Raw genomic sequence first — 22,790 nt, 5'->3', positions numbered from 1 at the left:
AGCCACGTCCAGCTCTGACCAGAGGAAACCCCCGATCAGCCATATCTACCCGATGTTTTTCCGTGTACTACGGCGACCCGCACCAGAGCCCCGGCCAGTATGGCCAGCGCGATCTGGGAGACCTACGGCGCCGATCACAGTCCACTATTTTCTGCCACCAGATCGTCCTCATCCACAATCGCCGACAGCTTCGAGGAGGCAGCTGGTCGAAGAACACCGAGCCAGCATCACACCATCTCCCTGACCAGCTACGTCACGATGGCGCAGCTTCCTTGTTCCCGAATGCGGTCTTGGTCAGGACGATGATGCGGTCGGCGAAGCGGAGGTTGGTCAGCGCCCGGGTGTCTCGCCGTACTCGAAGCGTGCAGAGTTGGCCTCCCGAACGGCCCTCTGAAGCCGCCGGCCAAAGCGCCGCCGAAGGTCAGTCGCCTCGATGTCCCAGCTCATCGCGCCGGACTCTGGATCCTCCTCCACGTACTCCAGCCAGTCCCCGCTGATCGGTCGCCAAGGACGTTCGCCCTTGGACGTGAAGTAGCCGCACGTCCAGTCGTCGGCACGCTGATCCGGCAGGAACAGGTTGTACGGACGGCTCCCACGGGTCATCGATCCTTGCTAATCGCCCGACCTCGGGCAGTACGAGTTTCCTCAAGTCCGTGACGGACTCGCTCCGTTCAGGCATGCCCGGAAGCTAGCACAACAGCACTTTGACCTGCACAGATGCTCAGTTAGTTCGGTCAATACTCACTGCTCGCCTTCACCGGAGCCGTCCTCGCCGGACTCACCTCCCTCGCCAACAACCAGTTGCCGGGCGTCACGAGGGTCTTCGGCGCAGCCGGCGTCCTCGCCCTGGCCGCCGCGGCCGTGCTGCTGCTCCTTGTCGTGAGGCCGCGTCTGCGCGGCGACGACCGGGCGTCGATCCCGTACTGGGCACGCCTGGACGAAGACTCGATCCGCGCCTGCATGGACGGCGACACCCGGGCCGCCCGCATCCAGGTCCTGTCCGTGATCGCCCTGCGGAAGTTCACGCACCTGCGGCGCGCGGTCGACCTGATCCTGACCGCCCTCGCCCTGCTCCTGGTGGCCGCGATCGGCGCTCTGGCCTGACGGTCCTGCGTCCCGCCCCGCACCCCGCCCACGCTGGCGGCCGGTGTGGGGCCGGGCGCAGGACCGGACAGCCCGGCCCGCGCACCACCCCACCCGGACAGGAAAGCCAATGGCCGACACCCTGCACCCCACAGTCCGCCCGTACGATCCGCACTCCCCGCTGGCCCACCTGATGGAGATTGCCGCCGCGGCCGTCGACGAGGCCTCCGAGGAAGAAGAACGCGACGCAGCCGAGACGAGTGCAGTGCACCTGGTCTACCGCGCCTACACCTACTCGCTCGCTCAGGCCGTCGACCCAGAGACCTGGCAGGGCTACCCCGCCGTGCGCGAGCACGGAGCCCGCCGCTTCGAGGCGTCCGCGGTGGCGTGCCTGGGTGGCGGCCTGTGGCTGCACCACACGCTGCGCATCACGGAGGCCGACGGGGCGAGCGACGTACTGACGCTGATCGTGCCGTGCACCTGCGGCCGTGGCTACACCGACACCGTCCTCGACACGGAAGACGTCCTCATTGAGGTTCTCGCGGAACCCCAGCCCACCCACGGCCTGTCCCCGCACGACGACCGCACGTCGGACTGCCGCAGTGTCTGGTCAGCGCCTCCGCTGGGCAACCGGCCGTAGGCATGGCTTCCGGCCGCCCACAGCCTCAGGCGTCATCCCACGTTGCCGTTCGGTTCGGGGTCTACCGGCCCCGAACCGAACCCGCCGCGTTTCGGATCAGACCGGGCACGGAGCTGGGTCCCACCACGGGCATGTCCAGAGAACGGTCGCCCACGCGTAACCCAACGAACCGTTGTACTCGCAGGAGTACGCGGAGATCCTGCCGTTCGCGCGCTGGACCCTTGCTGACTCGTCGCATTTGGCGCATGCGGTTGCCTGGCTGCCGCTGAAGCGCCCCCATGGCTGGGAATCGTCTACAGGGCGCGACGAAGTGCAGTACACGAGTATTCCCACGTCACCACTGTCGGTGGCGCGGGCGGTCTGAGGGGCTGCAGACGCTGTCGGTGAAACTGTGAGGCCGGCGAGGACAATCCCGACGGCTGCGGCGCCTGTGGCGAATGAGCGCCGCGTGAAGGGGCGGAGGCCAACTGCCGGTAATTTCCGCAAGGGGTTCTCCTTAGATCGACGGTACCGGCCACAAGCGAGCACGACCGGTAGGGACGGCGAGCTTTCCAACCAGCTCTGCCTCAGCGTTTGGTCGCAACCGGCCGACAACATGGCTGTTGTGGCCGCAACGTCCACCACAGATATAGGGGTCCAGACGTTGTTCGCGTTCGAGGCACCGGCGCCGAACAAACAACTCCCGAAAAATGCACCCTCGCCCTGCGCACCGACGTGGACGGCGAGGGGGACATCGGGTTGAACGTGATGCTGCCGTGCCCGCACGACGACGAATGCACCGGCTACGCGTGGGCGCCCGCCTACAGCGTCACCTGCCTGTTCCGGGCGCTGAACGGCGAACTCGACGGTCACGAGGACATCGTCTGCACCGTCCACGGCGCGCTCGACGACGTCGACCAGGAGGCCGACGACCACGCCCTGGAGGAATCCCGCGAACCGATGACCGTCTAAGAACTCCTAACAAAAAGCTGCAACTTACCTTGGAATGTTGGTGTCTGATGGGTTATTAGCCTGCGCATGAGAAGGGGTGAACAGCCGCCGTGGATCGTGACGGATGAGCTGTGGGCGCGGATCGAGCCGTTGCTGCCGGTTGTACCGCGTCGCCCACATCACCCGGGGCGCAAGCGTCTGGACGACAGGAAGGTGCTGTCGGGCATCCTGTTCGTGCTGTACACCGGTATTCCGTGGGAGTTCTTGCCCCAGGAGCTGGGCTTCGGCTCCGGCATGACCTGCTGGCGACGTCTGCGTGACTGGAACGACGCGGGAGTCTGGCAGCGTCTGCACGAGTCGCTCCTGGCCGAGCTGAATGCCGCCGGCGCGCTGGACTGGTCGAGGGCGGTGATCGACGGCTCGCACGTCAGGGCGCTCAAAGGCGGCCCAAAACAGGACCGAGCCCGGTCGACCGTGCCCGAACAGGCTCCAAGCACCATCTGATCATCGAAGGGCACGGCATCCCGCTGGCGGTCTCGCTGACCGGCGGAAACCGCAACGACGTCACCCAGCTCATCCCCCTGATCCAGGCCGTCCCGCCGGTACGCGGCCGGCGCGGGCGGCCCCGACAACGACCGGTCACGCTCTACGCCGACCGCGGCTACGACCACGACAAGTACCGCAAACAGGTGCGGGCCCTGGGGATCACCCCGGTCATCGCGCGGCGCGGCGTCGAGCACGGTTCCGGACTGGGCGTGCACCGCTGGGTGGTCGAGCAGAGCTTTGCACTGCTGCACTGGTTCCGCCGACTGCGCATCCGCTGGGAGATCCGCGACGACATCCACGAAGCTTTCCTCAGCCTGGCCTGCGGCATCATCTGCTGGCGCCGACTGGTCAACCTCTCACTTTGTTAGGAGTTCTAAGGGCCCCGAGGCGGGCCGCAGCATCGGCTAAGAGGCAGGCCGGCCGCCCCGGACACTTCTGATCCCGTCACGAGACAGAAGCACCATCCAGCATGCCCGACCGCTGGTCAGACCAAGAAGCGAATGATCAAAGACAAGAGGCGCACCCCGCCTCGACAGCTCGGGGTGCGCCTCTCTGATGCCTTAGCTCCCAGCAGATCAGGGGCCTTTGCCGTGCTGCCCGTTTGCTGGAACCTTCGTCATGGCGGCACAGCGGTTTTCTGCTGTCACCCGACCGGAGCGTTCACGTCGCTCCTGATCAACATTCGCCACGCCAGACGAGACTCTTCAGCTCCACTCCCGTCGGAAAGGAGAGCTTGTACTCGCCGGGGCCCGGGTTGAAGTGCAGACACCTGTCCCAGGTACGGCCTTCGAAGACCCAGGTGGCCTGGATGTGATCGGATCCGGGGCTGGGAAAGCCGTTGTTCTGATGAAGCCCACTCGTAGCGACCCGGACCAGTTGCCCTCTGTCTTCAGAATCGTAGGACCGTGATAGCCGTCGGACGACCAGGCGCAGACGTTTCCTGTGGGGCAGTCCGGAGGGCTGGGCTCGGCGGATGCGTTCGGCGCGATGGCGATGACGCTGAGGATGGCGGCAGCGGCAGCAAGCGCTGCGGAACTTCGCTTGAGCATGACGATCTCCCAGAGATGTGACTTGTGAACAGGCTTCGACTCCAGCCGTCTTAACGGCCAAGAGGTCGCCCCGAGCCGACGCCTCGAACGGTAGATCGCGTCAGGGACGTCGCGTCCCTGACAGATGTCAGACCCCGTGAACAAACTGATCATTTCCGGTGTTTGGCGTCCTTCGTGCCCGCCAGGCGCCGTGACATCAGCATGATCATGGACCACTTGACCATGGCTTCGTGGTGCTCGGGTAACCGTTCGTAGTCGCGTACGCAGCGGCGGCGCTGGAAGATCCACGACAGCGTGCGCTCCACCACCCACCTGCGTGGCAGTACCACGAAGCCCTTGACGTCGTCGTTGCGCTTGACGATCTCGATCGTGAACTGGAGCTTCTTCTTGGCCCAGGTGACGAGTTTCCCGGCGTAGCCGCCGTCGGCCCAGACCAGGCTGACCGATTCGAAGAGGTCACGCAGGTGCGTCAGCGCAGGGCGGGCGCCGTCGCGGTCCTGCACGCTCGCGCTGGTGACCATGACGACCAGGAGCAGGCCGATCGTGTCCACGATCACGTGGCGCTTGCGGCCTGCCACCTTCTTGCCCGCGTCGTACCCGCGGCTGTCGGAGCCGACCGTCTCCGCAGCGCGTACCGACTGCGAGTCGATGACCGCGGCGGTCGGGTCGGTGTCCCGGCCCTCGGACCGGCGGACCTCGTCACGCAGGTCGTTGTGGATGGCGTCGACGCTTCCGTCCTGCCACCACCGGGTGAAGATGGTGTGCACCGTGCGCCAGTGCGGGAAGTCGCCCGGCAGGTTGCGCCACTTGTTGCCGTTGTCCGCGACGTAGAAGATCGCGTCCACGATCAGACGGCGGCAGTACTCCTCCGGCCGCCCGCCCTTGCCGTCCAGCCAGGCCGGCCACGGCAGCACCGCCGCGATGACCTGCCACTCCGCATCCGTGGTGTCCGAGGTGTAGCGGCGGGACCGGGCCGGATGACGGCGGCCGTGACCGAACCGGCAGGCCAGGCAGGAGCAGTCAGCTTGAGCATCCGGGGTGACGGCGGTGATGGCAGGGGCGTACAACGGCATGACAGGACCTCTTGGCGCGACTGGGCTTCGACACCGCAGTTGCTACCAAGAGGTCCTGGCCGTTCACGTCACTTCACCGATTCCCACCCACCCGCAACGATCAGTTTGTTCACGGGCTCTCAGGGACGCCCGCTATCGCGGTCGTCTGGCGTAGCTGACCGGCCCGGGAAACCTAGGGCCTGTGCGGAGTTGTGATCAAGGCTGTGATCCGAGGTGTCGGATCCAGAGGAGGCCGGCGCATAATTCGAGTCCGGCCTGGTAGCTTTCAGGCTTTTTGTCGTAGCGGACAGCGAGACCGCGCCAGTCCTTGATCTTGTTGATGGTGCGTTCGACGCTGTTGCGGAGCTTGTACAGCTGCTTGTCCCAGGTGACGGGCCGTCCGCCGCGTGAGCCACGGTTCTTGCGGTGGGCGGCCTGATCCTTCTTCTCGGGGGTGACCGCTTTGATCCCGCGTTTGCGCAGGTGAGAACGGTTCTGGCGGGACGAGTACGCCTTATCGCCCGCGACTGCGTCGGGCCGGGTGCGGGGCCGGCCGACCGGGCCGGGGACGCGGATCCTGTTCAGGACGGGGATGAACTGCGGACTGTCTCCGGCTTGCCCCGCAGTGATCTTGAGCGAGAGGGGCAGACACTGCGGCACACAGGACAGATGCGCTTTGGTGGTCAGTCCGCCGCGGGAACGTCCCAGGTCGGCGACGGCGAGCCGGGCCCTGCGGCGACGCCTCACGCGCCGTCGTTCTTCACGCTCCGGGTCCGGTTGCCCGTCTTGGCCGGCGCCCCTTTTTCCGCGGCGGCCTTCTCCAACGCGTCCAGGATCCCGGGCTCCACGATCATCCCGGCAGCATCATGATGGGCCCGGACCGTGGTCGAGTCCACGCTGACCAGCGACAAGTCCACCAGGCCCCGCTTCGCCGCCTCGGCGATGGCACCCTGGAACACCGCGGCGAACACCCCGGCATCCCGCCACTGCCGAAACCGGCCGTAAACGGTGGACCAGTGCCCGAACCGTTCGGGCAACTCCCGCCATTTCGCACCGTTCCTGAACCGCCACACGACGCCCTCGAAGTGCGCCCGCAGGTTCTCCGGGTACGGCCCGTACTCACCGACCGGCAGAAACGGGGAGATGAACTCCCAATCGGCATCCGAAAGTTGAGGTCGAGACACCCCACCGTTTTACTCCAAGGCCCCCGACTTTCCCAGGTCGGGGGCCCACGAGATCACAACTCCGCACAGGCCCTAGAGCCCCGCACCCGGGGCACTGCCCCGGGTGCGGGGCTCTAGAAGCGGGTCAAGCTTGGCTTTCGAGGTTCGCCACCGTTGCCTAAGAGCAGATGCGCCGGGGCGAGGGCTGATGGCGGGTGCATTGAGCGCCCTTGGAACGGTTGAGGCCGTATCGACTTCACCGAAGCGAGCGTGGCCATCACGTCACCGCCAAGGTGTCAGCACTCCCCTCCCCACCGGTAGGAACCGATGTTCACGGCGCCAGCAAAGTTGCCGCGCCCTTCCGCCCACCCGTAGTGGAGACACCCATGCATGGTGCCCCCGTAGTTGGCGTAGTCGTACACGCGCACGTGATCTTGGCCGGGAGATGCGTAGCCGTTGTTGAAGAACGAGCGACGGATGCCACATCCCGAGTCCGGTATTGAAGATGCCGACCCGCACCAGCTGCCGGTTCCGTCAGCGCCCTCGTAGAAGCAGACATTCCCCTGCGGGCAGTCCCAGGCTTGTGCCGAGCGCCCGAACTGCAGACCAGTCGACTCTTGGGCCGCGGCACTCGAGGGTGCTGTCATCAGACCGACGGCCGCGATAGTTGCGGCGCCTCCGGCGAGGAGCATGCGCAGTTTCATATACGTCCTTCCCCCTTCATGGATGAGCCCGGACTTCGGTCAGATCCGAGCTCGCGGTGAGTGCCCTTTACGTCTGGCCGGGCGGCCGGCCGCAGCAGGCGACGGTCTGGGTCTGGTCGGCGCCGGCGAGCGGTACTACCGCGAGCACCGCGGCCAGTGCCACGAACAAGCCCAATACAGCTTTGCGCACTGTCTTCTCCTGTGTTTCCCGGGATCCGGTGCCGCTTGGAGCGGTCACGTGCCGGCCTCTTTGCGGGGCGCAGGGCATGAGCTTCCACGGTTGACCGATTGTCTGGCAGCTCCCTTTCACTACTTCAGACAATGTTTCGGCCAGTACTGACGAATTGTTGTGCCGTGACTGTCAGCGGGCGAAGGGGAGCCGCCCGTGAGGGAAGTTCTCGTGAGGGGCAAGCTTCGTCGCCCGCACCAGCCCCCGCGCGACATGAGGACAGCGTCAGAAGCTGTGTCGCCTACGGGGGTTCACCAGCTGGTCTATAGGCCTGCATCCTCCCGGACGCGAGCCAGGGGCAGCAGATCCTCGCCACCGGCAACGCCGGCAGCGTTACGCCGCGCGTTGGCTCGGCCCCACGTCAAAGCCGTCCTCTGACCACACCCGTACACAGCAAGAGGCGCACCCCCTACGCCTGGACAGCTCGGGGTGCGCCTCTCTCATGCCCGCCCGCAAGGGCGAGAACGGAGAACATCATGCCTGCCCCCACTGTCTTACGGCAGCACTCCCGCACACTCGTCATCGCCGCGGCCGCCGTGCCGCTCGCCCTGGCGGTCCTCGCGGATGACGTCCGCGTACGCCGCCAGCTGCACATCGCCCGCCGCGACCCGCTCACCGGCCTGCCCGTCCGCGACGCTCTCATGGAGCGCACCGACCGGCTCGCCCGCACCAGCCGCGAGCTCCTGCACGTCCTGGTCGCCGACGTCGACGGCCTGAAGACCGTCAACGACCGCTTCGGGCACGCCGCCGGTGACGCTCTGATCGCCACGACCGGCCGCCGTCTGAGCATGTGGGCCGCCAGCCGGAGCGGGCTCGCCGCGCGCCTGGGAGGTGACGAGTTCGGGGTCGCACTGCTGTGGCCGCGCGCCGCGGCGGTCCGCGAGGTCCTCGCGCTGCGCGAGCTGCTGGCACAGCCCGTCCATCACGACGGGCAACCGCTGCGCGACATCGAGGGGCGGATCCTGCGCCCGGCGGTGTCCATCGGTATCGCCCGCGCATCCGACCTGCCGGACGCGGCCGGCGCCTCCCGCCTCCTGCGCGGCGCGGACACGGCGATGTACCAGGTCAAGACCGGCCAGCAGCCGCTCGGGTACGTGGCGACCCGTCAGGACGCCTACGCGCCTGCGGTCCACGGCCGCCGCCCGGGCCGCCCCGGCACCCACCTGCCCACCGTGTTGGGCGACGCTGAAAATGCCGACGGCTGCGGCACTGTGCATGCCGATGAGTGAGAACGGGGTCGCCCCGCTGAGGGGGTCTCAGCGGGGCGATTGTCGGCGAGGTGTCGCGTGGGTCGGCAAGGCGCCGGATGGTTCAGTCGAGGACTTCGGTGACGGCGGACTGGGCGGCCTTCTCGTCGACGAGGGACTTTCCGGCGGCGAACGTGGCGACGAGGGATTGCAGGCAGAGGTTGTTGACCGCGCGGGGAAAGCCCCGGGATGTGGTGTGGATGAGAGTGACCGCGTCGTCGGTGAACAGTTGGTCGCTGCGGCCGGCGAGTCCGAGGTGGTGCTTGATGTAACTGGCGGTCTCGGCGGAGGTCATGCCAGGCATCGTGTAGCGCAGGGCGGTCCGCTGTTCGAGGGCGGCCAGGACGGCGAGTTTCATGGTCCGCCGCAGGGTCGGCTGGCCGACCAGCAGGCAGGACAGCGGCGAGTCCTGGTCCATGGCGGTGTTGGTCAGCATCCGGATCGCTTCGAGCTGTTCGTAGTTGAGCAGGTGCGCTTCGTCCAGGACCAGCACGGGGGTGCGGCCGCGTTCTTCGCGTTCGGCGGCCAGCGCCAGACCGGTCTGCGCGGTCAGCAACGACACCGCGGTTCCGTCCCTCGCCGGTATCTCCCTCGCACACGACCAGGACGCCGGCACCCTCACGCTCACCGCCACTGACCGCTACCGGTTCGCCGTGCGCACCATCGGCTGGAAGCACTGCAACCTGGACGCCGACCACACCGCCCTCGCCCCCGGCAAGGACCTCCTGGACGCCGCCAAGGCAGCTGCCGAAGCCGCCACCCTGGACCTGACGCTCGCTGGGACTCCCGGCGCCAGCGGCCTGTTCACCCTGCGCGACGCCCACCACACCACCACCCTGCGCTCCCTCGAAGGCGCCCTGCCCGCCTACAGCGCGCTGTTCCCCTCCGAGTTTGCTCACACCGCCACCGTGGACATCGCGCCGCTCAAGGAGGCCGTCCAACGCGTCGCCCTGGTCGCCACAGGGAACACCCCGGTGCGGCTGACCTTCACCACCGACGGCACTCTCGTGCTGGAGGCCGGGACCAGCGACGAAGCCCAGGCCGTCGACAACGTGACCACCGCCCTGACGGGCGGCGACCTGAACATCGCCTTCAACCCCGGCTTCCTCATCGACGGACTCAACGCCCTCACCACCGAGTCAGCTGAAGCCGTCGACTTCCACTTCACCTCCAGCACCAAGCCGGCCATCCTGCGCGGCCACGGCAGCGACGAACAGGGCCTGCGCTACGCGCTCATGCCCGTCCGGCTCACCGGCTGACCGACCGGCCCCTGACGTCTGCGGGGCGGCCGTCGACACTGGCTCCGGCCGCCCCGCAGCACCATCCCGCCCGCACACTCCGAGATCGGCAAGAGGCTGGCTTCCCATGTGCCTACGCGTCAGTTGACCGACTCGCAGCCGCTGCGGTCACCGTTGATCTCCCGGTATCGCGGAAACTTCAAGTACTCACGACTTTGAGTGCCGTATATGCCGTCAGCGGTGATGCGCTCTTGCTGCTGGGCGGACGCAAGGGCACTGCGAGTGTTCGACCCGAACTCGCCGTCCGTCGCGAGGTTGAACCCATAGCAGGAGTTGAGCGTGAACTGGAGCCACTCCACGCCGAATCCCCTGCTGCCGTAATCCATCCAACAGTTGGCCGTTCTGCTGTAGCTGCCTTCAGGCATGTAAGCCGGCCGAGTGATGGAGTAGCCGGGGGTGACACCGACCGATGTCACCTGATTGACATTGCAGTGCCCGGCATAGGCAGCAGCTGCTGGGGAAGCGAAGACTGCGGAGCCTCCAAGGAGGCTGGCGGTGAGGGCGCCGATTGTCATAACGCCCTTGACTCGTCGGATCGAGCGGATACTCATGGAAATTCCTCTCGTGGATGGGGAGTTGGCCCTGGCGACAGGCGCGCGGCGAGCCTTTCCATCCTTGGTCTGAGCTGGCGTGATGCAGGCAGGGGATGGCCTGGACAAGGCTCGTGATGCGGGCGGGTTACGCCCCTCTCTCTGGCCTCGTCCAGGGACCTTAGGGTCATCGTGGGCCTTGGGACTGTGTCGTCCGTGCAGGGAACTTTGTCAGTCGTGCAGCGCCTCAAGTTGACGCCACGTCAGGCGAGGGTCGCCCTGCAAAGTGAGGTCATGCGCGACCGCCATGGCCGGTGTCAGCCCGTACGACGAGCACCGTAGCCCGGCACGGTCACTGAGTGTGCCGGTCGTTTGACCCACAAGGAACAGCCGACCGGACCCACCCCTGGCGATGAGGCTTTCCTGCCCCTACGCACCACTGTCGTCCTGGCTCACCACCGAGTCTGCTGAGGCCGTCGACTTCCACTTCACCTCCAGCGTCAAGCCGGCCATCCTGCGCGGCCACGGCAGCGACGACCAGGGCCTGCGCTACCCGCTCATGCCCGTCCGGCTCACCGGCGTCAGCGGTGAGCCTCTCCTGCTGCTGGGCGGACGCAAGGGCACTGCGAGTGTTCGACCCGAACTCGCCGTCCGTCGCGAGGTTGAACCCATCGCAGGAGTTGAGCGTGAACTGGAGCCACTCCACCCCGGATACCTGCGCGTGAACCCTCCTGGCCGCTTCGGACAACAGGGGGTGGAATGCACTCCACTCCTATGACACGAAGAAGCGAGGGCCTCGTGGGGGACCCACCCACCGACGACGCGCTGGTCATCCAGGAATCCCTGGAGCGGCCGGAGGTATTCGCCAGGCTTTACGACAGACACGCCGCCGAGATCCACCGGTATGTGATGCGCCGGCTGGGCGACAGTCACGCCGACGACATCACGGCGCAGACCTTCCTCATCGCCTTCCGTAACCGCGCCCGCTACGACGTCGCGCGCGCCAGTGCCCGGCCGTGGCTCTACGGCATCGCCGGCAACCTCATCGGCAGCCACCGCCGCTCCGAAGTGCGGGCGCTGCGGGCGCTGGCCCGTACCGGCGTCGACCCGGTGGCCGAGTCCTGGTCGGAACGGGCCGACGAGCGGGTGACGGCCGAGGCCTCGCAGCAGGCGCTGGCCGGGGCGATCGCGGCCTTGCCCGGGAAGGACCGGCATGTGCTGCTGCTGGTCGCCTGGGCGGACTTCACTTACCAGGAGTGTGCCGACGCCCTCGGGGTGCCGGTCGGCACGGTCCGCTCCCGGCTGAACCGGGCGCGGCGCAAGATGCGTACGGCGCTCGGCGCCGACCCCACCCTCGTAAGCTACCACAACGGGGCGGTAACCCATGGATGACATGACCAAGATGCACGAGCTGCGCGCCGATGCGCCGACGCCGGACCGGGTGCGGCTGGTTCCCGGCCGCCAGAAGCTGCTGAGTGCAGCGCAGCAGGGCTCTGCTCGCAGGATGCGGCTGGACTGGCGCGTGACGGCTGCGGGGGTCGCCGCGACGGTGATCATCATCGCGGTGCTGGTGACCACGCTCGTCGGTGGCGATGGACCCGAGCGCGGTGTGCAGCCTGCCAGGCCTGACCTGACGTCCGCGACGGCACTCCTGGAGCAGGCGGCGAAAGTGGTGTCGCGGCAGCCGGATCTGCATCCGCGCGACGGCCAGTGGGTCTACCTGAAGACCGCGCAGTGCCGAAACGGAGCGCCGGACGCGGCGCCCGATGCCAAGCCCGAGGTGAGCGAGGAGTGGGTCCGGTACGACAGCCCCGTGAGGGAGGACGACACGGACGGCGACAACGAGCCCTCGCAGCGGCGGCTGTATCGCCTGCTCGCCTCGCTGCCGGACGACCCCGCCGAGATCCGGAAGCAGGCGGCGGACATGTTCCCCATGGGCAAGGACACCGGCTTGACGGGTGAGCAGATCGAGACGTTCGCGCTCCTGGCGACCCTCGACGAGGCCTATCCTGTGCCTCCGCAGGGGATGGCCAAGCTGTACCGGGCCCTGGCCGCGGACCCCGGGATCGAGGTGGTCCCGCACCTGGTGAAGGACCCCATGGGGCATGACGCCATCGCCATATACCCAGACCTGGGCAGCAAGGCCGTTCAGCGCCGGGAGTACCTCCTCGACCCCGACACCTTCCAATACCAGGGGAACCAGTCGGTCGCGGTGCGCGACTACGAGGACAAGTACGAGGACGGCTCGTCGGCTGGGTCCTCGCACAAGAAGGGCGAGGTCACATTCTGTGAGATGAAGACGACCCAGTCCCTCGTCGACCGGGACGGCGAGAAGCCCTAAACCGGCCGGGCGGGGCGGCCCACAGGCCGCCCCGCCCGCCGCCCGAGCCCAAGGCCTGCTGCGTGCCCAGCGCCACGCCGATCTGATCAACGCGCGCCTCGCCGACCTCGGCATCGAGCCGATCGCGGCCGTCGGCGTCGACGGCCGCGGCAACCTGACACCCGCCCGCCTCACCCAGCCCGAATTCGAGCCGTACGGCTACTACGAGGTGCGCGCGGCATGGAGCGAGGACGACAAGGAAGTCGAACTCCACACCTCCGACTGGGAGGACGACCGTCCAGTCTTCGGCCGGGTCGGGCTGCTGCCTGCGTGACCTGCTGCGCACGGAGAGGGAGCGGGCAGATGCCGCGATCGGGCGGGAGGAGACCGCCGACGAGGCCGCGGCCAAGGCGCAGCGCGGCCGCGACCAACACGCCGCCGTCCTCACCGAGGTGCTCGCCACCTTCGTGCACAAGGCCGATGGCATCCTGCCCAGCCTCCGATCAGGCCCCGTCGACATGCAGACCCTGAAAAAGTGGCGCAGCGTCGTCGCGCCGACCGTCGAACGGCCGTGGTGGGAGCAGCTCGCCGAGGCGCAGGCCGCCATCGAGCGGGTGCGCGCCCTGGCCGAGGGCGAGTACTACAGCATCACCGGCCGAGCGTTCCTCGCTGCCCTCGGCGGCCCGGCCGAGACGGAGGGCTAACTTTCCGCAACCCATCACATCCCACCCTTCAGCCCAAGTACGTTCACCACATGACCAACAGCGACAAGCTGCTCGAACGCCTCGTCAAGCGCGTCAACGACAACGGCGTCTTTCTCGACATCACCATCACCATCAGCGGGTCGCTGATCACGGGCAGGCTGGCACCACGCGGGGCATGGCTCACAACGATCGCCGAAGAGCTGGAATCATCCGACTCCCCCGACTTCGCCAACGACTTCAAGGCCGAGGCTGGGGCGTTGGACACGACGGAGTACCTCCACCTCAGCGGCGGCCGAGTGCTTCACGGCACCATCTCCATGCCCACAAAGGGAGGGCTCTTCCGTGCGCCGGTTTCGTCCGTTGAGGCGTGGACCATCGGACGCATCGGATGAAGACGACGCACGTCAACGCCCCGTCGCCCACCCGGACGACGGGGCGTCGTCACGTTCGGTGACGGCCGTCGAGACGCGGGCGCGGAGATAGTTACACCTGGGCGTAACAATCTCTGCACGGAGACCCGCCACCGCTGACCTCGCTTGCCGACGTAGCCGCCGCCCGCCGGCAGACCCCCACGTTCCCCGCTCCCGCACGCGACTACCGCCGGGAGGCAATCCGGGCGATGGACGGCCTCAACGTCGACCGCCTCAACGACGCCGGCGGCGAAGCGATCGCGACGGCTATCCACGGCAACACCGCGGCGCTGCTGCACCTCGCCGACACCATCGCCCGCACCAACACCACCGTCTGAACGGTCCCTCGGACAGGGCTCGCCGTGCTGCACAGCGACGGAGCCTCAAAGGACGCGCTGCGCTGCCTCCTCATGCCTGTCCGTCTCTCCGGCTGACCAACACCACACCCGTGCCCCGGCCCCGCTCCGTCGGGCCGGGGCACAGCCATGCCTGCGGGGCGGCCGTCGACATCGGCTCCGGCCGCCCCGCAGCACGCCCCGGCCCCGCGGCCGCCATCACCTTCTCGAAGGAGACCCTTCATGACGGACAGCACCACCCAACTCACACGCCTGCGCACCCGGATGCTGGCCACCGCGTACAGCAACGCCGACATCTGGACCCAGCGCACGGCCTTCCTCACCGACCAGGCCGTGGCCGCGCTCGCCCGCTGCGACCGGGCCGCAGCCGAAACCCTGGCCGCGTCGCTACTGGCCCCCGAATTCCTCAGCGACCCCCAGATCCTGGGAGCGGCGATAGAAGCCGGGATCGACACCAACGGCTGGGAAGAGCGCCGAGAAGACCCGCACCTACACCGCGAGGCCTACGAACTCACTCCGCGGTTCGACCCGGAAACCGAAGCCACACGGATCTGGGCATCGCTCTACGACCACTACCCGCAGATCGCGGCCGCCCTGGCCGCCTACCTCAGCGAGATGCCGCCCACCTGGCGCGAAGACCTGTTCACCAACAGCAGCCCTCACTCCCCCGCCGCCCACCGGCAGACATCGGAGCGTCCCGGACCGGAGACCGCGCCGTACGACGCCCTGGACTGGGAGGACTGCCCGGCCTGCACCGAAGCCCAGGACCAGTGCCGCTACCACGCCGGTTTCTTCGCCGGCATGGAATACCAGCGCGACCTGATCCAGACCGCGTTGACCGACCACACGGCCATCGACCAACTCCAGCAGCGCCACACCGAACTCGAAGGGAGCGCCAGCCAAGCGGCGGCCGCCGACGCGAGCACACCCCTCCACGAACAGGAGCCCGCCCGATGAAGCGCGCCTTCTTTCGCCGCTGCGGCCACGCGCCGCCTGAGGCCCTCGCCCCTGAGGACCAGGCGGTCGTCGACGCGTTCCGTGCGTTGCTTGCGGCCCGCAAGAATCCGCAGCGCTGGACGCCGGGCTGCAACCAGGACGCCGCGGTCAGGGTCGGCCCGTTCATCGAGCGCGTCCTCCCCCGGCCCGGCGACGACCACGGCCCGGACCTCATCGCCGTCTGCCTGGAACACCCCGACTACCCGTACACGCCCTACCCCCACCGCTACACCCGCAAGGGCTGGCTGCGCTGCGAGACGAAGGCGATCCTCGGAGTCTGGAACCCGGCCTACCGGATGCTCACCCACGCCGCCGCGGGCCTGGACCTCCCCGACGACGTCGGCATGGCGCCGGCGCTCTACGGCGTCCACGTCGAAGCCCGACGGAAGAACAACCGCGGCTACATCCTGCTGCGCCTCGGTCCTTACACCCAGGCCCGGCACACGGACCCCGACGTCGACCGCCTCAGCGCCCACCTGGAGGGGAAGGCTGACACAGTCCTGCCCGGCTTCACGCTCACCGTGAAGGGCGCCCCGTTCGACGTCAGCGACCACCTCGCCTACTGCGACCCGTACGAAGCCGACGCCGTCGCGCTCCTCACGGCCGCTGCCGGCAGGGATGGAGCAGCGTGACTGCCATGACCCTGTACGGGATCGAGACCTGCGAGGGTCTCGATGGCATCGAGACCGGCATCATCCCGATCACCGCCCTGCGGCATCCCGCAGCAGCGGCGAACGCTGCAGGCGTTCCGAACCCCGACCATGGCGGGGACGCCGCGGTCGGGGCGGATGTCAGTCGCACTGCTGGGAGGTCAGAAATTTCTGACCTCCCGCTCCTGCATCGAGAACCAGGCCGGCCCTTCACCGGCGATCGACCCGGTACTCGCCGCCCGAGCCGCGACTGTCAGCTGGATGTGGTCTCAGCCTGGCGATGCTGCTGCTGCAGCCGCCCGGCTGGCAGCAGTCAGCCGCTTCGCGATACGGCGCATCTCTGCCTCCAGCGACCAGCCGTTGAGCTGGTCAACGGCCTCGGGGATGGACGCCGCACCCCACTCGGGGTGCCGGTAAGAACCGTGTCACCAGCCGCAAACGACGGTGATCAGTTCTCGGACCTGGCAGGTCGGGGCAGTTCCGGCGTAGTGGTCACCTCGGTGAGTGCGAGGCGACCGCCCTTCAGCTCGGGCACGTAGTTGTAGATCGTGTTCCTGGAGACGCCGAGGAGCTTCGCGATCGAGGTGACGGTGTCCTCCGGGCAGGCAGGTCGAGGGGACGCCACGCCCCCATCCAGCGCAAACCGCTCGCTCCGTTGGGCCCGCCGGAAGGCCGAGGCGGGCTGGGAGTGGTCGGCTGGCTCAAGCGCCAGAGCACCGGATGAGTGCTTCCCGGCGTAGAAGGAGGAGCACCCGATGTTCTGGCAGTGGTTCCGATACAAAGGCCCGGTCACGCTTCCGCGATGGTCACCTCCCGACCGACCGGCCGCTCATTCACACCCCTTCTCGCAGCCGGGGGTCTTTCGCCGAAGGCGGCTCGGGCTGTGGGCCCTGCTGTTGGCGGCACTGATGCCGGCCCTGTCGGCAACGGGTGCCCAGGCCGCCCCCCTTCACCCTCAGTCGCTCGTGGCGCCCCACGACGCCGCCGATGCCCCGCAGGGCGGGACCGGAGACCGGCTCAGCCGTCCTAGGACCACGCCCCTCGGGTCGTTCGGCGGCATCCGCTACGTCCAGTACGACGGTGTGTTCGAAGGGCGGACGTCCACAGGACGGTTCCGGGTGCCCTACCGGATCAGCGCGCCGGCCGAACCGCGCCGCTCCAACGGCACCATGGTGGTGGAGCCGCCGCACTTCGTGGCGGGCCTCGGCATGCTCGACGTCTACCTCGGCAGGGACTTCCTGTTCCGCCGTGGATTCGTACACGCAGGCGTCGGCTGGAGCACGCTCGGCAACCGCATCCTCGACCCGTCCATCTCCGGCACGTTCATCAAGGGAGGAATCGAGGAGGACGGAGCGAGGGTCGACGACGAGATCATCACAGACTTCGCCAAAGCGCTCTCCTCCGGCGGCCGCTCGATGGTCGGCAAGGTGTCCCGGAAGTACGTCACGGGCTTCTCCGACAGCTCGTATCCCATCCTCCGCCTGGTCCATGCCGGTGCCGCCGCCGGCGTGTTCGACCTGGCCGTGCCGGTCACCACGGAGGGTTTCGATCCCCAGGCCGACCTAACGGCCGACCGCTTCGACGGCAAGATCGTCATCGTGAACTCAGAAGCTGACGATTCCACGAACCTGACCGACCGACGCCTCGCCCGGAACCGCTACCGCTTCTACGTCGTCGCGGGTAGTCCGCATATCCCAGATCCGCTGGATGCGCCGCTGGATCTGCCGTTCCCGGTGAGGCGGACGACACCGGCCTCCTTCGTACCCGCGCTGCACGCGCATTTCCTCCAGGGGCATGGCTGGGTCCGTAAGGGTTCGCCGCCGCCGACGAGCACGCAGCTGCGCACCCAGGACGGCACCATCGTCCGCGACCCCAACGGCAACGCGATCACCGAGGACCGCACCGGCCGGCGCGTGCCACGGCTGCCGTTCGTCGAACTCGGCGAGGCGCGCTACATCGCCGGCTTCGTCGGCAGTTATGAAAACGTGCGCACCCTGCAGCAACTCGGCTTCAGCACCCACAAGGCCTACGCCCAGGCCTTCGCCGCCAAGGTCCGCGACTACCAGAAGGCCCGTTACATCCTGCCGGAGGACGCTGGCGACATGCGCCGGCGCGCGCAACTGTGTCCGCCTCTGACGTTCACCGAGACCTATCGCGACCACTACACCGAGTTCGTCGATATCCAGCCCTGCACGGCCTCGTGAGCCTTCCATGACGTTCGCCCACCGGCGTTCCGACGCCGGTGGGCGCCGCGGGTGGGGCTGTAAGAAGAAGCGACGCTGCGGGCACGAGGGCCTCGTTCGCCGCATGCACCAGGCGATGAAGGACACGTTCATCATCGCGGATACCGCCCGCGCGATCCCACACCCTGCGGGCCGTCGACGGCGAGGGTAGGCGGCCATACATGAGGGGGTGGTTTGTTGTCCGCGGACAACAAACCACCCCCTCATGTGTGCTTCAGTGGAGCACCGCATCGTCCAGGACGCCTGGCGTCAGGATGCTGAGACGTCCGTTGCGTGCTCCGCGAGCAGCGCACGCAACGAGTCGGGATCGCGTTGCGCCGCCGTCTGCAGCAGGTCCTTCAGCAGCTCCAGGGACGGCTCCGCGCCGGCCTTGTCCCAGCACCTCGCCGCCATCAACAGCGCGGCTTCCAGGAAGTCCGCAGGCTCCATCTTCTTCTCGAGATGCATGGCCACGTACGTCGGATCGTCGTACGGAAGCTTCTTCGGCTGGCCTTCCTGCTGCTCTGCCGCGTCCGCTGGGTTGGAGACCATGTCATTTCGCTGACCCGGCAGTGGCGAAGAGGTCTCTGCGTGCGTCTTCTCGCCCGACGCCCCGGAACGCTTCACCGCGGCAGAGCTGTCGCCCTTGGCGCCGGCCGGTTCGGCTGGCTTGTTGTCCGCGGACAACAACTTCGGGGATGGCTTCGTCCCGGCAGCGTCTGCCTCCTCCCCCTCGAGTTTGTTGTCCGAGGACAACAACGGAGATCCGGCGGGGCAGACTGCGTGTCCCGCGCCGCTTCCAGAAGCGCCCGCTTCTGCTCCTTGTCCTGGAGAGCTGCCATCTTCGCCAGCTCGAGATGGTCCAGGAGAGCCGCTGCATCAAGGCCCGGATTGTCCTTCAGATGACGGGCGAGGGACCGGCCATCGCGCTCCGGCAGCGTCCCGGCGCTGAGCATCGCCTGCAGTTCCTCCGGCAACTCCAGCAGGGAGAGCTGGTTCGTCACCCAGGACCGGTCTTTGCCCAGCTGCTCAGCGGCCCGGGAACGAGCACCGCGCTCCGACTTCTCAGCGCAGATGTCGACGAGCTGTTGCACACCGCGGGCCCGCTCTATGACGTCGAAGTCCTCGCGGTCGAGGTTTTCCTTGAGCAGGTGGTTGATGAACTCCTCGCGGGAGGAGGCGAGGTCGTCCCGGGCAACGAAGTCCAATGCCTCCAACCCGACGTGGACTCCGCTGCGGTAGCGGCGCTCGCCGTTGACCAGGACGTGCCGTACTGGGCCGATCCGCTCTTCATGGTCGGGCCACAGCGTCAGGTAGGCGTCGCGCGTCACGGCCACGCACGCGGCCAGCTGTGCCTGCCGCAGTTCTTCACCGAAGCGGGTCAGGTCCTCTTCCGTGCCGAAGTTGCGTCGGGGGTTGAGGGGAGTGGGGGAGACCTCGGTCAGATGCAGCCGCACGAGTTCGTAGGCAGGCACGTCGCCTTGAGTGACTGCCTTGGCGCGGCCGCGGGCACTGCGGCCTCGGGGCACCTGGCCGAATGACGATCCAGTGCCCAGCTTGTCGGCGACGCTCATGCGCTGATCCTCCGGGCCACGGTCCGCATTACATCTGCCTGGTCGCCGTAGGGCGCGTGCACGAGCAGCGGTTGTTTCACGCGGACGGCCTCTCGCTGGTCCTTGAGTTCGGGAACGACAGCAAGGACAGGCGGGTCGCCGATGTTTTTCCACTCGTCGAGGGAGGACGTGGCGACGTAGCCCTTGCGGCTGTCGTACATGTTGACCACGAAGCCCAGCATCGCGATGAGGACGTTCAAGTCCTCGGTGAGGTCCTGGATCTGCTCATAGAGCATGTCGTAGGCGTCGGCGGAGGAGTCCTCGGCCAGGACCGGGATCACGATGCCGGACGTGCTGGCTTCCTCGTTCTCGCGGGTGCGGCAGTAGTACAGCGCGGTGTCCATGGCGTAGCCAAGGCTCGGGGGGCAGTCGACGACGATGTAGTCGAAGTCCTGTTCCAGTGGTTCGAGGGCCTTCTCCAGCGCTGTTTCCTTGATGCGTACGGACCGGCTGGTCGCGAGCTTCGCATCGAGGAGGAACGCGTCCTTGCAGGCCGGCAGGAGCCAGAGATGCTCCTCGAAGTCACCGCCCTTTATCGGCACGAGCAACTCGTCCAGCTCTCCCTTGGCCTCTCCCAGCATGTGCTTGGCCAGGCTCGCGCTGTCGATGTCGAGCAGGGGATAACGGATCGGTACGCGACTCGGTTCGTTGAGACAGAACATCCGAGCAGTCTCAGGGATCTCCGGGCTTCTCACACACGTTCGGGCACGCCCGAAGAGATCCTCGCGTTCGATCGAGCAGTCGCCGCTTCAGGGACTGGCCGCCGCGGCGACGCGCGGCCGGCCCGTACCCCCGGCGAACTCGCCGGGGGTACGGGCCATTTGTGCACTCAGGGGGCCGGATCGACCAGCAGTCCAGGATTCAAGGCCAGCACCGGGGGAGGGGGCGCAACTGATGGCCGGTTTTGCCCACACCTTGCCAAGATCATTCTTGCTCGATTGGGTAAGCGGGAAGATGCCCTGCATGACGAACCCTCAAGACCTTCGGCGGAAGCGCTGGCTCTATTCCCCTATCACGTCGTGGCAGGCTCGCCGCCTCGCTAAGACGACGGGCATGGACCACGACACTGCATGGGAGGAGATCCGCACTGCCACACACCCGGAAGAGGCCGTCTACGTGCAGAGGAAGCGTTCGAGCGGGTCCTGACAGCCAACACCAGAGGACTAAGGGTTGTCCCGTAATTGATCTTTGGGTCGGGCTGAACGTGACTGGTCACTGTGTGTCTGGCCTGCTATCCGACGAGGCTGAGGTTGTGCAGGCGGGCAATGCCGAGCATCGCGTGGTGAACGCCGTCGCCTTTGAGGCGGCAGTCGCGGAGGACCTTCCAGGTCTTCATGCGAGCGAAGACATGCTCGACGCGGGCGCGAACCTGTTTGTGCGAGCGGTTGTGCTCCTGCTTCCACTCGGACAACTCCTCGCCTGGGGTGCGGCGGTGAGGCATGAGAAGTCCGGTGCCTGGATAGCCGCCGTCGGCCATCGTCAGGGTCTTGCCCACGGCGGCTCGCGCGCCGGATTCCTCCCACGCCTTGCAGTCGTTACGGTTGCCGGGCAGGGGCTCGCCGACCACGACGACCCGACGGGTGTCGGCATCGATGACGACCTGGTGGTTGGTGGAGTACCGGTAATTTTTGGACTGTTCGGCGATCGTGTGGTCGCGGGTAGGGACGAGGGTGCCGTCCACGATGAGCACCGTGCCCTTGCGGAACCGTCTGCGGGCCCGGAGTGCGAGCGACGGCCCGAGATGGTCGATGATGCGGTCGGCCGCGGACTTCGAGATGCCGAACAGCGGGGCCAGCTGGCGCAGCGTCAAGTTCGTGCGCCAGTAAGTGGTCACCAGTAGCACGCGGTTCTCCAGGGATAGGCCCCACGGCCGCCCCCGCCGCACCTTGTCGACACCTTCGCGGCGCAGCGCGGTCACCAACTTCCCGAAGCAGCGCGGGCTCAGCCCTGCGAACGGCGCTATCCAGGACGGCTCCGACGCCGTGATCACACCAGCCATGCCAAGATCATCCCACCCGTTGATTGTGTCGGTGGGAAGCAGCAACGTCTGACGGTGAATTCTGGGAACGCTTGAGCGTGCTTGGCGGCCGAAATGTCGGCGCGTTTCAGCAGCATCGTGGATCGGCTGAGGGCTGCGCGGGGCCGGATGTCAGACCCGCCGCATACGATGCCCGGTTATGGCCGATGACGCGCTCGACTACTCCCAGCCCGGACCCTTCACGAGCCTGGACGCGACGCAGCTCCAGCTCATCGAGAGCCTGCCGGAAGACCCCGTTGGCATCTGCGCCGCCGCGCAAGGTCTGGTCATTCAGCCTGTGGACGCCGCCGCGTTAGGGATCGGTGAGGCGCGGCTCGCGGAGAAGAACATCCGGCCGGTCAGCGAGCTGATCGCCGCCCTGATCGCCCTCGATCCGTCCCCGCTGCAGCGAGCTCGCACCCCTGAGACACGGGTGATCGGAACCTGCCGGCACTTCGCCACCATCGCCTCCTCATTCCTGCGAGCGAGGGGCATACCCTCGCGGGCTCGGTGCGGTTTCGGGACCTACTTCCTGGAGGGCTGCGGCGTTGATCACTGGATCACCGAGTACTGGGACGCCGACCAGCGGCGCTGGGTGCGCGTCGACACCGAACACCTCGGCAAGACGTATGTCGAGCGTCCCGAGAATCTCGCTGTTGGCGAGTTCCTGACCGGGGGCGAGGCGTGGGTTCAGTATCGCCAAGGTTCGGTCGACGGTCAGAAGTTCGGGGTGGCCGGTGTCGATTTCGCCTGGGGACCGGCCGAGATCAGCGGCAACGCTGTCCGCGACCTCGCGGCGCTCTGCAAGATGGAAATGCTGCCCTGGGACGAATGGGGCCTCATGACCAACGCTTATCAGGGCAAGACGGGGCCCGACTACGACCAGCTCATCGACGAGGTCGCCGATGCCTGCGCCAAAGACGATCCGCTGGACCTGACCAGCCTGTTCGCCCGGGAAGTCTTGGCCGTGCCCCACGACATGGTCGGATGACCAGATCCGGGGACTGACAGCGGAGCGCCGGCCACCGCGC

The 22,790-nt window shown here is 67.4% G+C and carries 27 protein-coding genes and 2 pseudogenes; 15 read left to right on the top strand and 14 right to left on the bottom strand.

All coding sequences use genetic code 11. The features are described 5' to 3' along the window. Positions 1-330 precede the first annotated feature (330 nt). Positions 331-603, bottom strand: coding sequence for a hypothetical protein (locus tag QF035_RS00890; RefSeq protein ID WP_307517473.1), 273 nt, complete (start codon positions 601-603; stop codon positions 331-333). 198 nt (positions 604-801) lie between these two features. Here QF035_RS00890 and QF035_RS00885 point away from each other — a divergent pair, with 198 nt between their 5' ends. From QF035_RS00885 to QF035_RS00870, 4 genes and pseudogenes are all read left to right on the top strand, one after another. After that, a complete protein-coding gene (locus QF035_RS00885; protein ID WP_307517471.1) occupies positions 802-1,104 on the top strand; it encodes a Pycsar system effector family protein in 303 nt (100 codons plus the stop codon). Between the two features lie 109 nt (positions 1,105-1,213). After that, positions 1,214-1,723 carry a hypothetical protein gene (locus QF035_RS00880; RefSeq protein WP_307517469.1) on the top strand — a complete coding sequence of 170 codons (510 nt, stop codon included), beginning with the start codon at positions 1,214-1,216 and terminating at the stop codon, positions 1,721-1,723. A 714-nt stretch (positions 1,724-2,437) separates the two neighbouring features. Then, a complete protein-coding gene (locus QF035_RS00875; protein ID WP_307517468.1) occupies positions 2,438-2,674 on the top strand; it encodes a hypothetical protein in 237 nt (78 codons plus the stop codon). A gap of 66 nt (positions 2,675-2,740) precedes the next feature. Then, positions 2,741-3,567, top strand: a pseudogene (locus QF035_RS00870) (IS5 family transposase). Positions 3,568-3,903: 336 nt separating this feature from the next. Here the strand turns inward: QF035_RS00870 and QF035_RS00865 are convergent. From QF035_RS00865 to QF035_RS00850, 5 genes and pseudogenes are all read right to left on the bottom strand, one after another. Beyond that, a complete protein-coding gene (locus QF035_RS00865) occupies positions 3,904-4,248 on the bottom strand; it encodes a peptidase inhibitor family I36 protein (protein WP_307517466.1) in 345 nt (114 codons plus the stop codon). A gap of 149 nt (positions 4,249-4,397) precedes the next feature. Continuing rightward, positions 4,398-5,321, bottom strand: coding sequence for an IS5 family transposase (locus QF035_RS00860; RefSeq protein WP_307517465.1), 924 nt, complete (start codon positions 5,319-5,321; stop codon positions 4,398-4,400). A 195-nt stretch (positions 5,322-5,516) separates the two neighbouring features. Next, positions 5,517-6,484: pseudogene (locus QF035_RS00855) on the bottom strand (IS5 family transposase). Positions 6,485-6,759: 275 nt separating this feature from the next. Further along, positions 6,760-7,110, bottom strand: coding sequence for a peptidase inhibitor family I36 protein (locus QF035_RS55555; protein WP_373466910.1), 351 nt, complete (start codon positions 7,108-7,110; stop codon positions 6,760-6,762). Between the two features lie 124 nt (positions 7,111-7,234). After that, positions 7,235-7,357: a hypothetical protein gene (locus QF035_RS00850; protein WP_307517463.1), complete on the bottom strand. Its 123-nt coding sequence runs from the start codon at positions 7,355-7,357 to the stop codon at positions 7,235-7,237. Positions 7,358-7,872: 515 nt separating this feature from the next. Here QF035_RS00850 and QF035_RS00845 point away from each other — a divergent pair. Next, positions 7,873-8,625, top strand: a complete 753-nt coding sequence (locus tag QF035_RS00845) for a GGDEF domain-containing protein (protein ID WP_307517461.1) — start codon at positions 7,873-7,875, stop codon at positions 8,623-8,625. A gap of 82 nt (positions 8,626-8,707) precedes the next feature. Here QF035_RS00845 and QF035_RS00840 read toward each other — a convergent pair whose 3' ends face one another. Further along, positions 8,708-9,205 (bottom strand): ExeA family protein, encoded by a 498-nt coding sequence (locus QF035_RS00840; RefSeq protein ID WP_307517460.1) that lies wholly within the window; start codon positions 9,203-9,205, stop codon positions 8,708-8,710. On the opposite strand from QF035_RS00840, the gene QF035_RS00835 reads away from it, so the two are divergent. Further along, the gene (locus QF035_RS00835; protein ID WP_307517459.1) at positions 9,141-9,902 is read left to right on the top strand and encodes a DNA polymerase III subunit beta family protein; all 762 of its coding nucleotides are present in this window, start codon (positions 9,141-9,143) and stop codon (positions 9,900-9,902) included. The genes QF035_RS00840 and QF035_RS00835 overlap by 65 nt on opposite strands. Before the next feature lie 119 nt (positions 9,903-10,021). Here the strand turns inward: QF035_RS00835 and QF035_RS00830 are convergent, their stop codons facing one another. Together QF035_RS00830 and QF035_RS55550 are read right to left on the bottom strand one after the other, a co-directional pair. Continuing rightward, on the bottom strand, positions 10,022-10,492 hold the full coding sequence (locus QF035_RS00830) for a peptidoglycan-binding domain-containing protein (RefSeq protein ID WP_307517297.1): 471 nt from the start codon (positions 10,490-10,492) through the stop codon (positions 10,022-10,024). A gap of 331 nt (positions 10,493-10,823) precedes the next feature. Continuing rightward, entirely contained in the window at positions 10,824-11,177 is a 354-nt protein-coding gene (locus tag QF035_RS55550; protein WP_373466591.1) for a peptidoglycan-binding domain-containing protein, read from the bottom strand. Between the two features lie 68 nt (positions 11,178-11,245). Here QF035_RS55550 and QF035_RS00820 point away from each other — a divergent pair, with 68 nt between their 5' ends. The 7 genes from QF035_RS00820 to QF035_RS00790 all read left to right on the top strand — a co-directional run bounded on the left by QF035_RS00820 (position 11,246) and on the right by QF035_RS00790 (position 15,889). Further along, positions 11,246-11,863, top strand: coding sequence for an RNA polymerase sigma factor (locus tag QF035_RS00820; protein ID WP_373466590.1), 618 nt, complete (start codon positions 11,246-11,248; stop codon positions 11,861-11,863). 1 nt (position 11,864) lies between these two features. Beyond that, positions 11,865-12,812: a CU044_5270 family protein gene (locus QF035_RS00815; RefSeq protein ID WP_307517455.1), complete on the top strand. Its 948-nt coding sequence runs from the start codon at positions 11,865-11,867 to the stop codon at positions 12,810-12,812. 431 nt (positions 12,813-13,243) lie between these two features. Beyond that, positions 13,244-13,495, top strand: a complete 252-nt coding sequence (locus QF035_RS00810) for a hypothetical protein (RefSeq protein ID WP_307517454.1) — start codon at positions 13,244-13,246, stop codon at positions 13,493-13,495. 50 nt (positions 13,496-13,545) lie between these two features. Further along, entirely contained in the window at positions 13,546-13,887 is a 342-nt protein-coding gene (locus QF035_RS00805) for a hypothetical protein (RefSeq protein ID WP_143645069.1), read from the top strand. A gap of 227 nt (positions 13,888-14,114) precedes the next feature. Next, positions 14,115-14,243 carry a hypothetical protein gene (locus QF035_RS00800; RefSeq protein WP_307517451.1) on the top strand — a complete coding sequence of 43 codons (129 nt, stop codon included), beginning with the start codon at positions 14,115-14,117 and terminating at the stop codon, positions 14,241-14,243. A gap of 240 nt (positions 14,244-14,483) precedes the next feature. Continuing rightward, the gene (locus QF035_RS00795; protein ID WP_307517450.1) at positions 14,484-15,218 is read left to right on the top strand and encodes a hypothetical protein; all 735 of its coding nucleotides are present in this window, start codon (positions 14,484-14,486) and stop codon (positions 15,216-15,218) included. Beyond that, on the top strand, positions 15,215-15,889 hold the full coding sequence (locus QF035_RS00790; protein ID WP_307517448.1) for a hypothetical protein: 675 nt from the start codon (positions 15,215-15,217) through the stop codon (positions 15,887-15,889). Before QF035_RS00795 ends, QF035_RS00790 begins: the two co-directional genes overlap by 4 nt. A gap of 466 nt (positions 15,890-16,355) precedes the next feature. On the opposite strand, the gene QF035_RS00785 is transcribed toward QF035_RS00790, so the two are convergent. Beyond that, positions 16,356-16,532 carry an HTH domain-containing protein gene (locus QF035_RS00785; protein WP_307517447.1) on the bottom strand — a complete coding sequence of 59 codons (177 nt, stop codon included), beginning with the start codon at positions 16,530-16,532 and terminating at the stop codon, positions 16,356-16,358. Between the two features lie 340 nt (positions 16,533-16,872). Between QF035_RS00785 and QF035_RS00780 the strand changes: the two genes are divergently transcribed. Next, positions 16,873-18,111: an alpha/beta hydrolase domain-containing protein gene (locus QF035_RS00780; protein ID WP_307517445.1), complete on the top strand. Its 1,239-nt coding sequence runs from the start codon at positions 16,873-16,875 to the stop codon at positions 18,109-18,111. Between the two features lie 288 nt (positions 18,112-18,399). Here QF035_RS00780 and QF035_RS00775 read toward each other — a convergent pair whose 3' ends face one another. The 4 genes from QF035_RS00775 to QF035_RS00760 form a co-directional block, all read right to left on the bottom strand. Beyond that, a complete protein-coding gene (locus QF035_RS00775; protein WP_307517444.1) occupies positions 18,400-18,681 on the bottom strand; it encodes a hypothetical protein in 282 nt (93 codons plus the stop codon). A 71-nt stretch (positions 18,682-18,752) separates the two neighbouring features. Continuing rightward, positions 18,753-19,703: a ParB/RepB/Spo0J family partition protein gene (locus QF035_RS00770; RefSeq protein ID WP_307517443.1), complete on the bottom strand. Its 951-nt coding sequence runs from the start codon at positions 19,701-19,703 to the stop codon at positions 18,753-18,755. Beyond that, positions 19,700-20,404, bottom strand: coding sequence for a ParA family protein (locus tag QF035_RS00765; RefSeq protein ID WP_444968424.1), 705 nt, complete (start codon positions 20,402-20,404; stop codon positions 19,700-19,702). The genes QF035_RS00770 and QF035_RS00765 overlap by 4 nt, the downstream gene beginning before the upstream one ends. 569 nt (positions 20,405-20,973) lie before the next feature. Then, positions 20,974-21,741: a transposase gene (locus QF035_RS00760; RefSeq protein WP_307517442.1), complete on the bottom strand. Its 768-nt coding sequence runs from the start codon at positions 21,739-21,741 to the stop codon at positions 20,974-20,976. 178 nt (positions 21,742-21,919) lie between these two features. On the opposite strand from QF035_RS00760, the gene QF035_RS00755 reads away from it, so the two are divergent. Then, positions 21,920-22,750, top strand: coding sequence for a transglutaminase-like domain-containing protein (locus tag QF035_RS00755; protein WP_307517441.1), 831 nt, complete (start codon positions 21,920-21,922; stop codon positions 22,748-22,750). The last annotated feature ends 40 nt before the right edge of the window (positions 22,751-22,790 follow it).

It is taken from the genome of Streptomyces umbrinus (assembly GCF_030817415.1).
Taxonomy (GTDB): Bacteria; Actinomycetota; Actinomycetes; order Streptomycetales; family Streptomycetaceae; genus Streptomyces; species Streptomyces umbrinus_A.
This window is presented reverse-complemented; position numbering and strand designations above follow the sequence as displayed.

Bases quoted from the DNA above. Each gene is read 5' to 3' on its own strand.
- QF035_RS00795 (WP_307517450.1), top strand. From the start codon at position 14,484: ATGACGGACAGCACCACCCAACTCACACGCCTGCGCACCCGGATGCTG.
- QF035_RS00765 (WP_444968424.1), bottom strand. From the start codon at position 20,404: ATGTTCTGTCTCAACGAACCGAGTCGCGTACCGATCCGTTATCCCCTG.
- QF035_RS55555 (WP_373466910.1), bottom strand. From the start codon at position 7,110: ATGACAGCACCCTCGAGTGCCGCGGCCCAAGAGTCGACTGGTCTGCAG.
- QF035_RS00770 (WP_307517443.1), bottom strand. From the start codon at position 19,703: ATGAGCGTCGCCGACAAGCTGGGCACTGGATCGTCATTCGGCCAGGTG.
- QF035_RS00805 (WP_143645069.1), top strand. From the start codon at position 13,546: ATGACCAACAGCGACAAGCTGCTCGAACGCCTCGTCAAGCGCGTCAAC.
- QF035_RS00860 (WP_307517465.1), bottom strand. From the start codon at position 5,321: ATGCCGTTGTACGCCCCTGCCATCACCGCCGTCACCCCGGATGCTCAA.
- QF035_RS00790 (WP_307517448.1), top strand. From the start codon at position 15,215: ATGAAGCGCGCCTTCTTTCGCCGCTGCGGCCACGCGCCGCCTGAGGCC.
- QF035_RS00820 (WP_373466590.1), top strand. From the start codon at position 11,246: ATGACACGAAGAAGCGAGGGCCTCGTGGGGGACCCACCCACCGACGAC.
- QF035_RS00845 (WP_307517461.1), top strand. From the start codon at position 7,873: ATGCCTGCCCCCACTGTCTTACGGCAGCACTCCCGCACACTCGTCATC.
- QF035_RS00775 (WP_307517444.1), bottom strand. From the start codon at position 18,681: ATGGTCTCCAACCCAGCGGACGCGGCAGAGCAGCAGGAAGGCCAGCCG.
- QF035_RS00800 (WP_307517451.1), top strand. From the start codon at position 14,115: ATGGACGGCCTCAACGTCGACCGCCTCAACGACGCCGGCGGCGAAGCG.
- QF035_RS00880 (WP_307517469.1), top strand. From the start codon at position 1,214: ATGGCCGACACCCTGCACCCCACAGTCCGCCCGTACGATCCGCACTCC.
- QF035_RS00755 (WP_307517441.1), top strand. From the start codon at position 21,920: ATGGCCGATGACGCGCTCGACTACTCCCAGCCCGGACCCTTCACGAGC.
- QF035_RS00890 (WP_307517473.1), bottom strand. From the start codon at position 603: ATGACCCGTGGGAGCCGTCCGTACAACCTGTTCCTGCCGGATCAGCGT.
- QF035_RS00865 (WP_307517466.1), bottom strand. From the start codon at position 4,248: ATGCTCAAGCGAAGTTCCGCAGCGCTTGCTGCCGCTGCCGCCATCCTC.
- QF035_RS00760 (WP_307517442.1), bottom strand. From the start codon at position 21,741: ATGGCTGGTGTGATCACGGCGTCGGAGCCGTCCTGGATAGCGCCGTTC.
- QF035_RS00830 (WP_307517297.1), bottom strand. From the start codon at position 10,492: ATGAGTATCCGCTCGATCCGACGAGTCAAGGGCGTTATGACAATCGGC.
- QF035_RS00815 (WP_307517455.1), top strand. From the start codon at position 11,865: ATGACCAAGATGCACGAGCTGCGCGCCGATGCGCCGACGCCGGACCGG.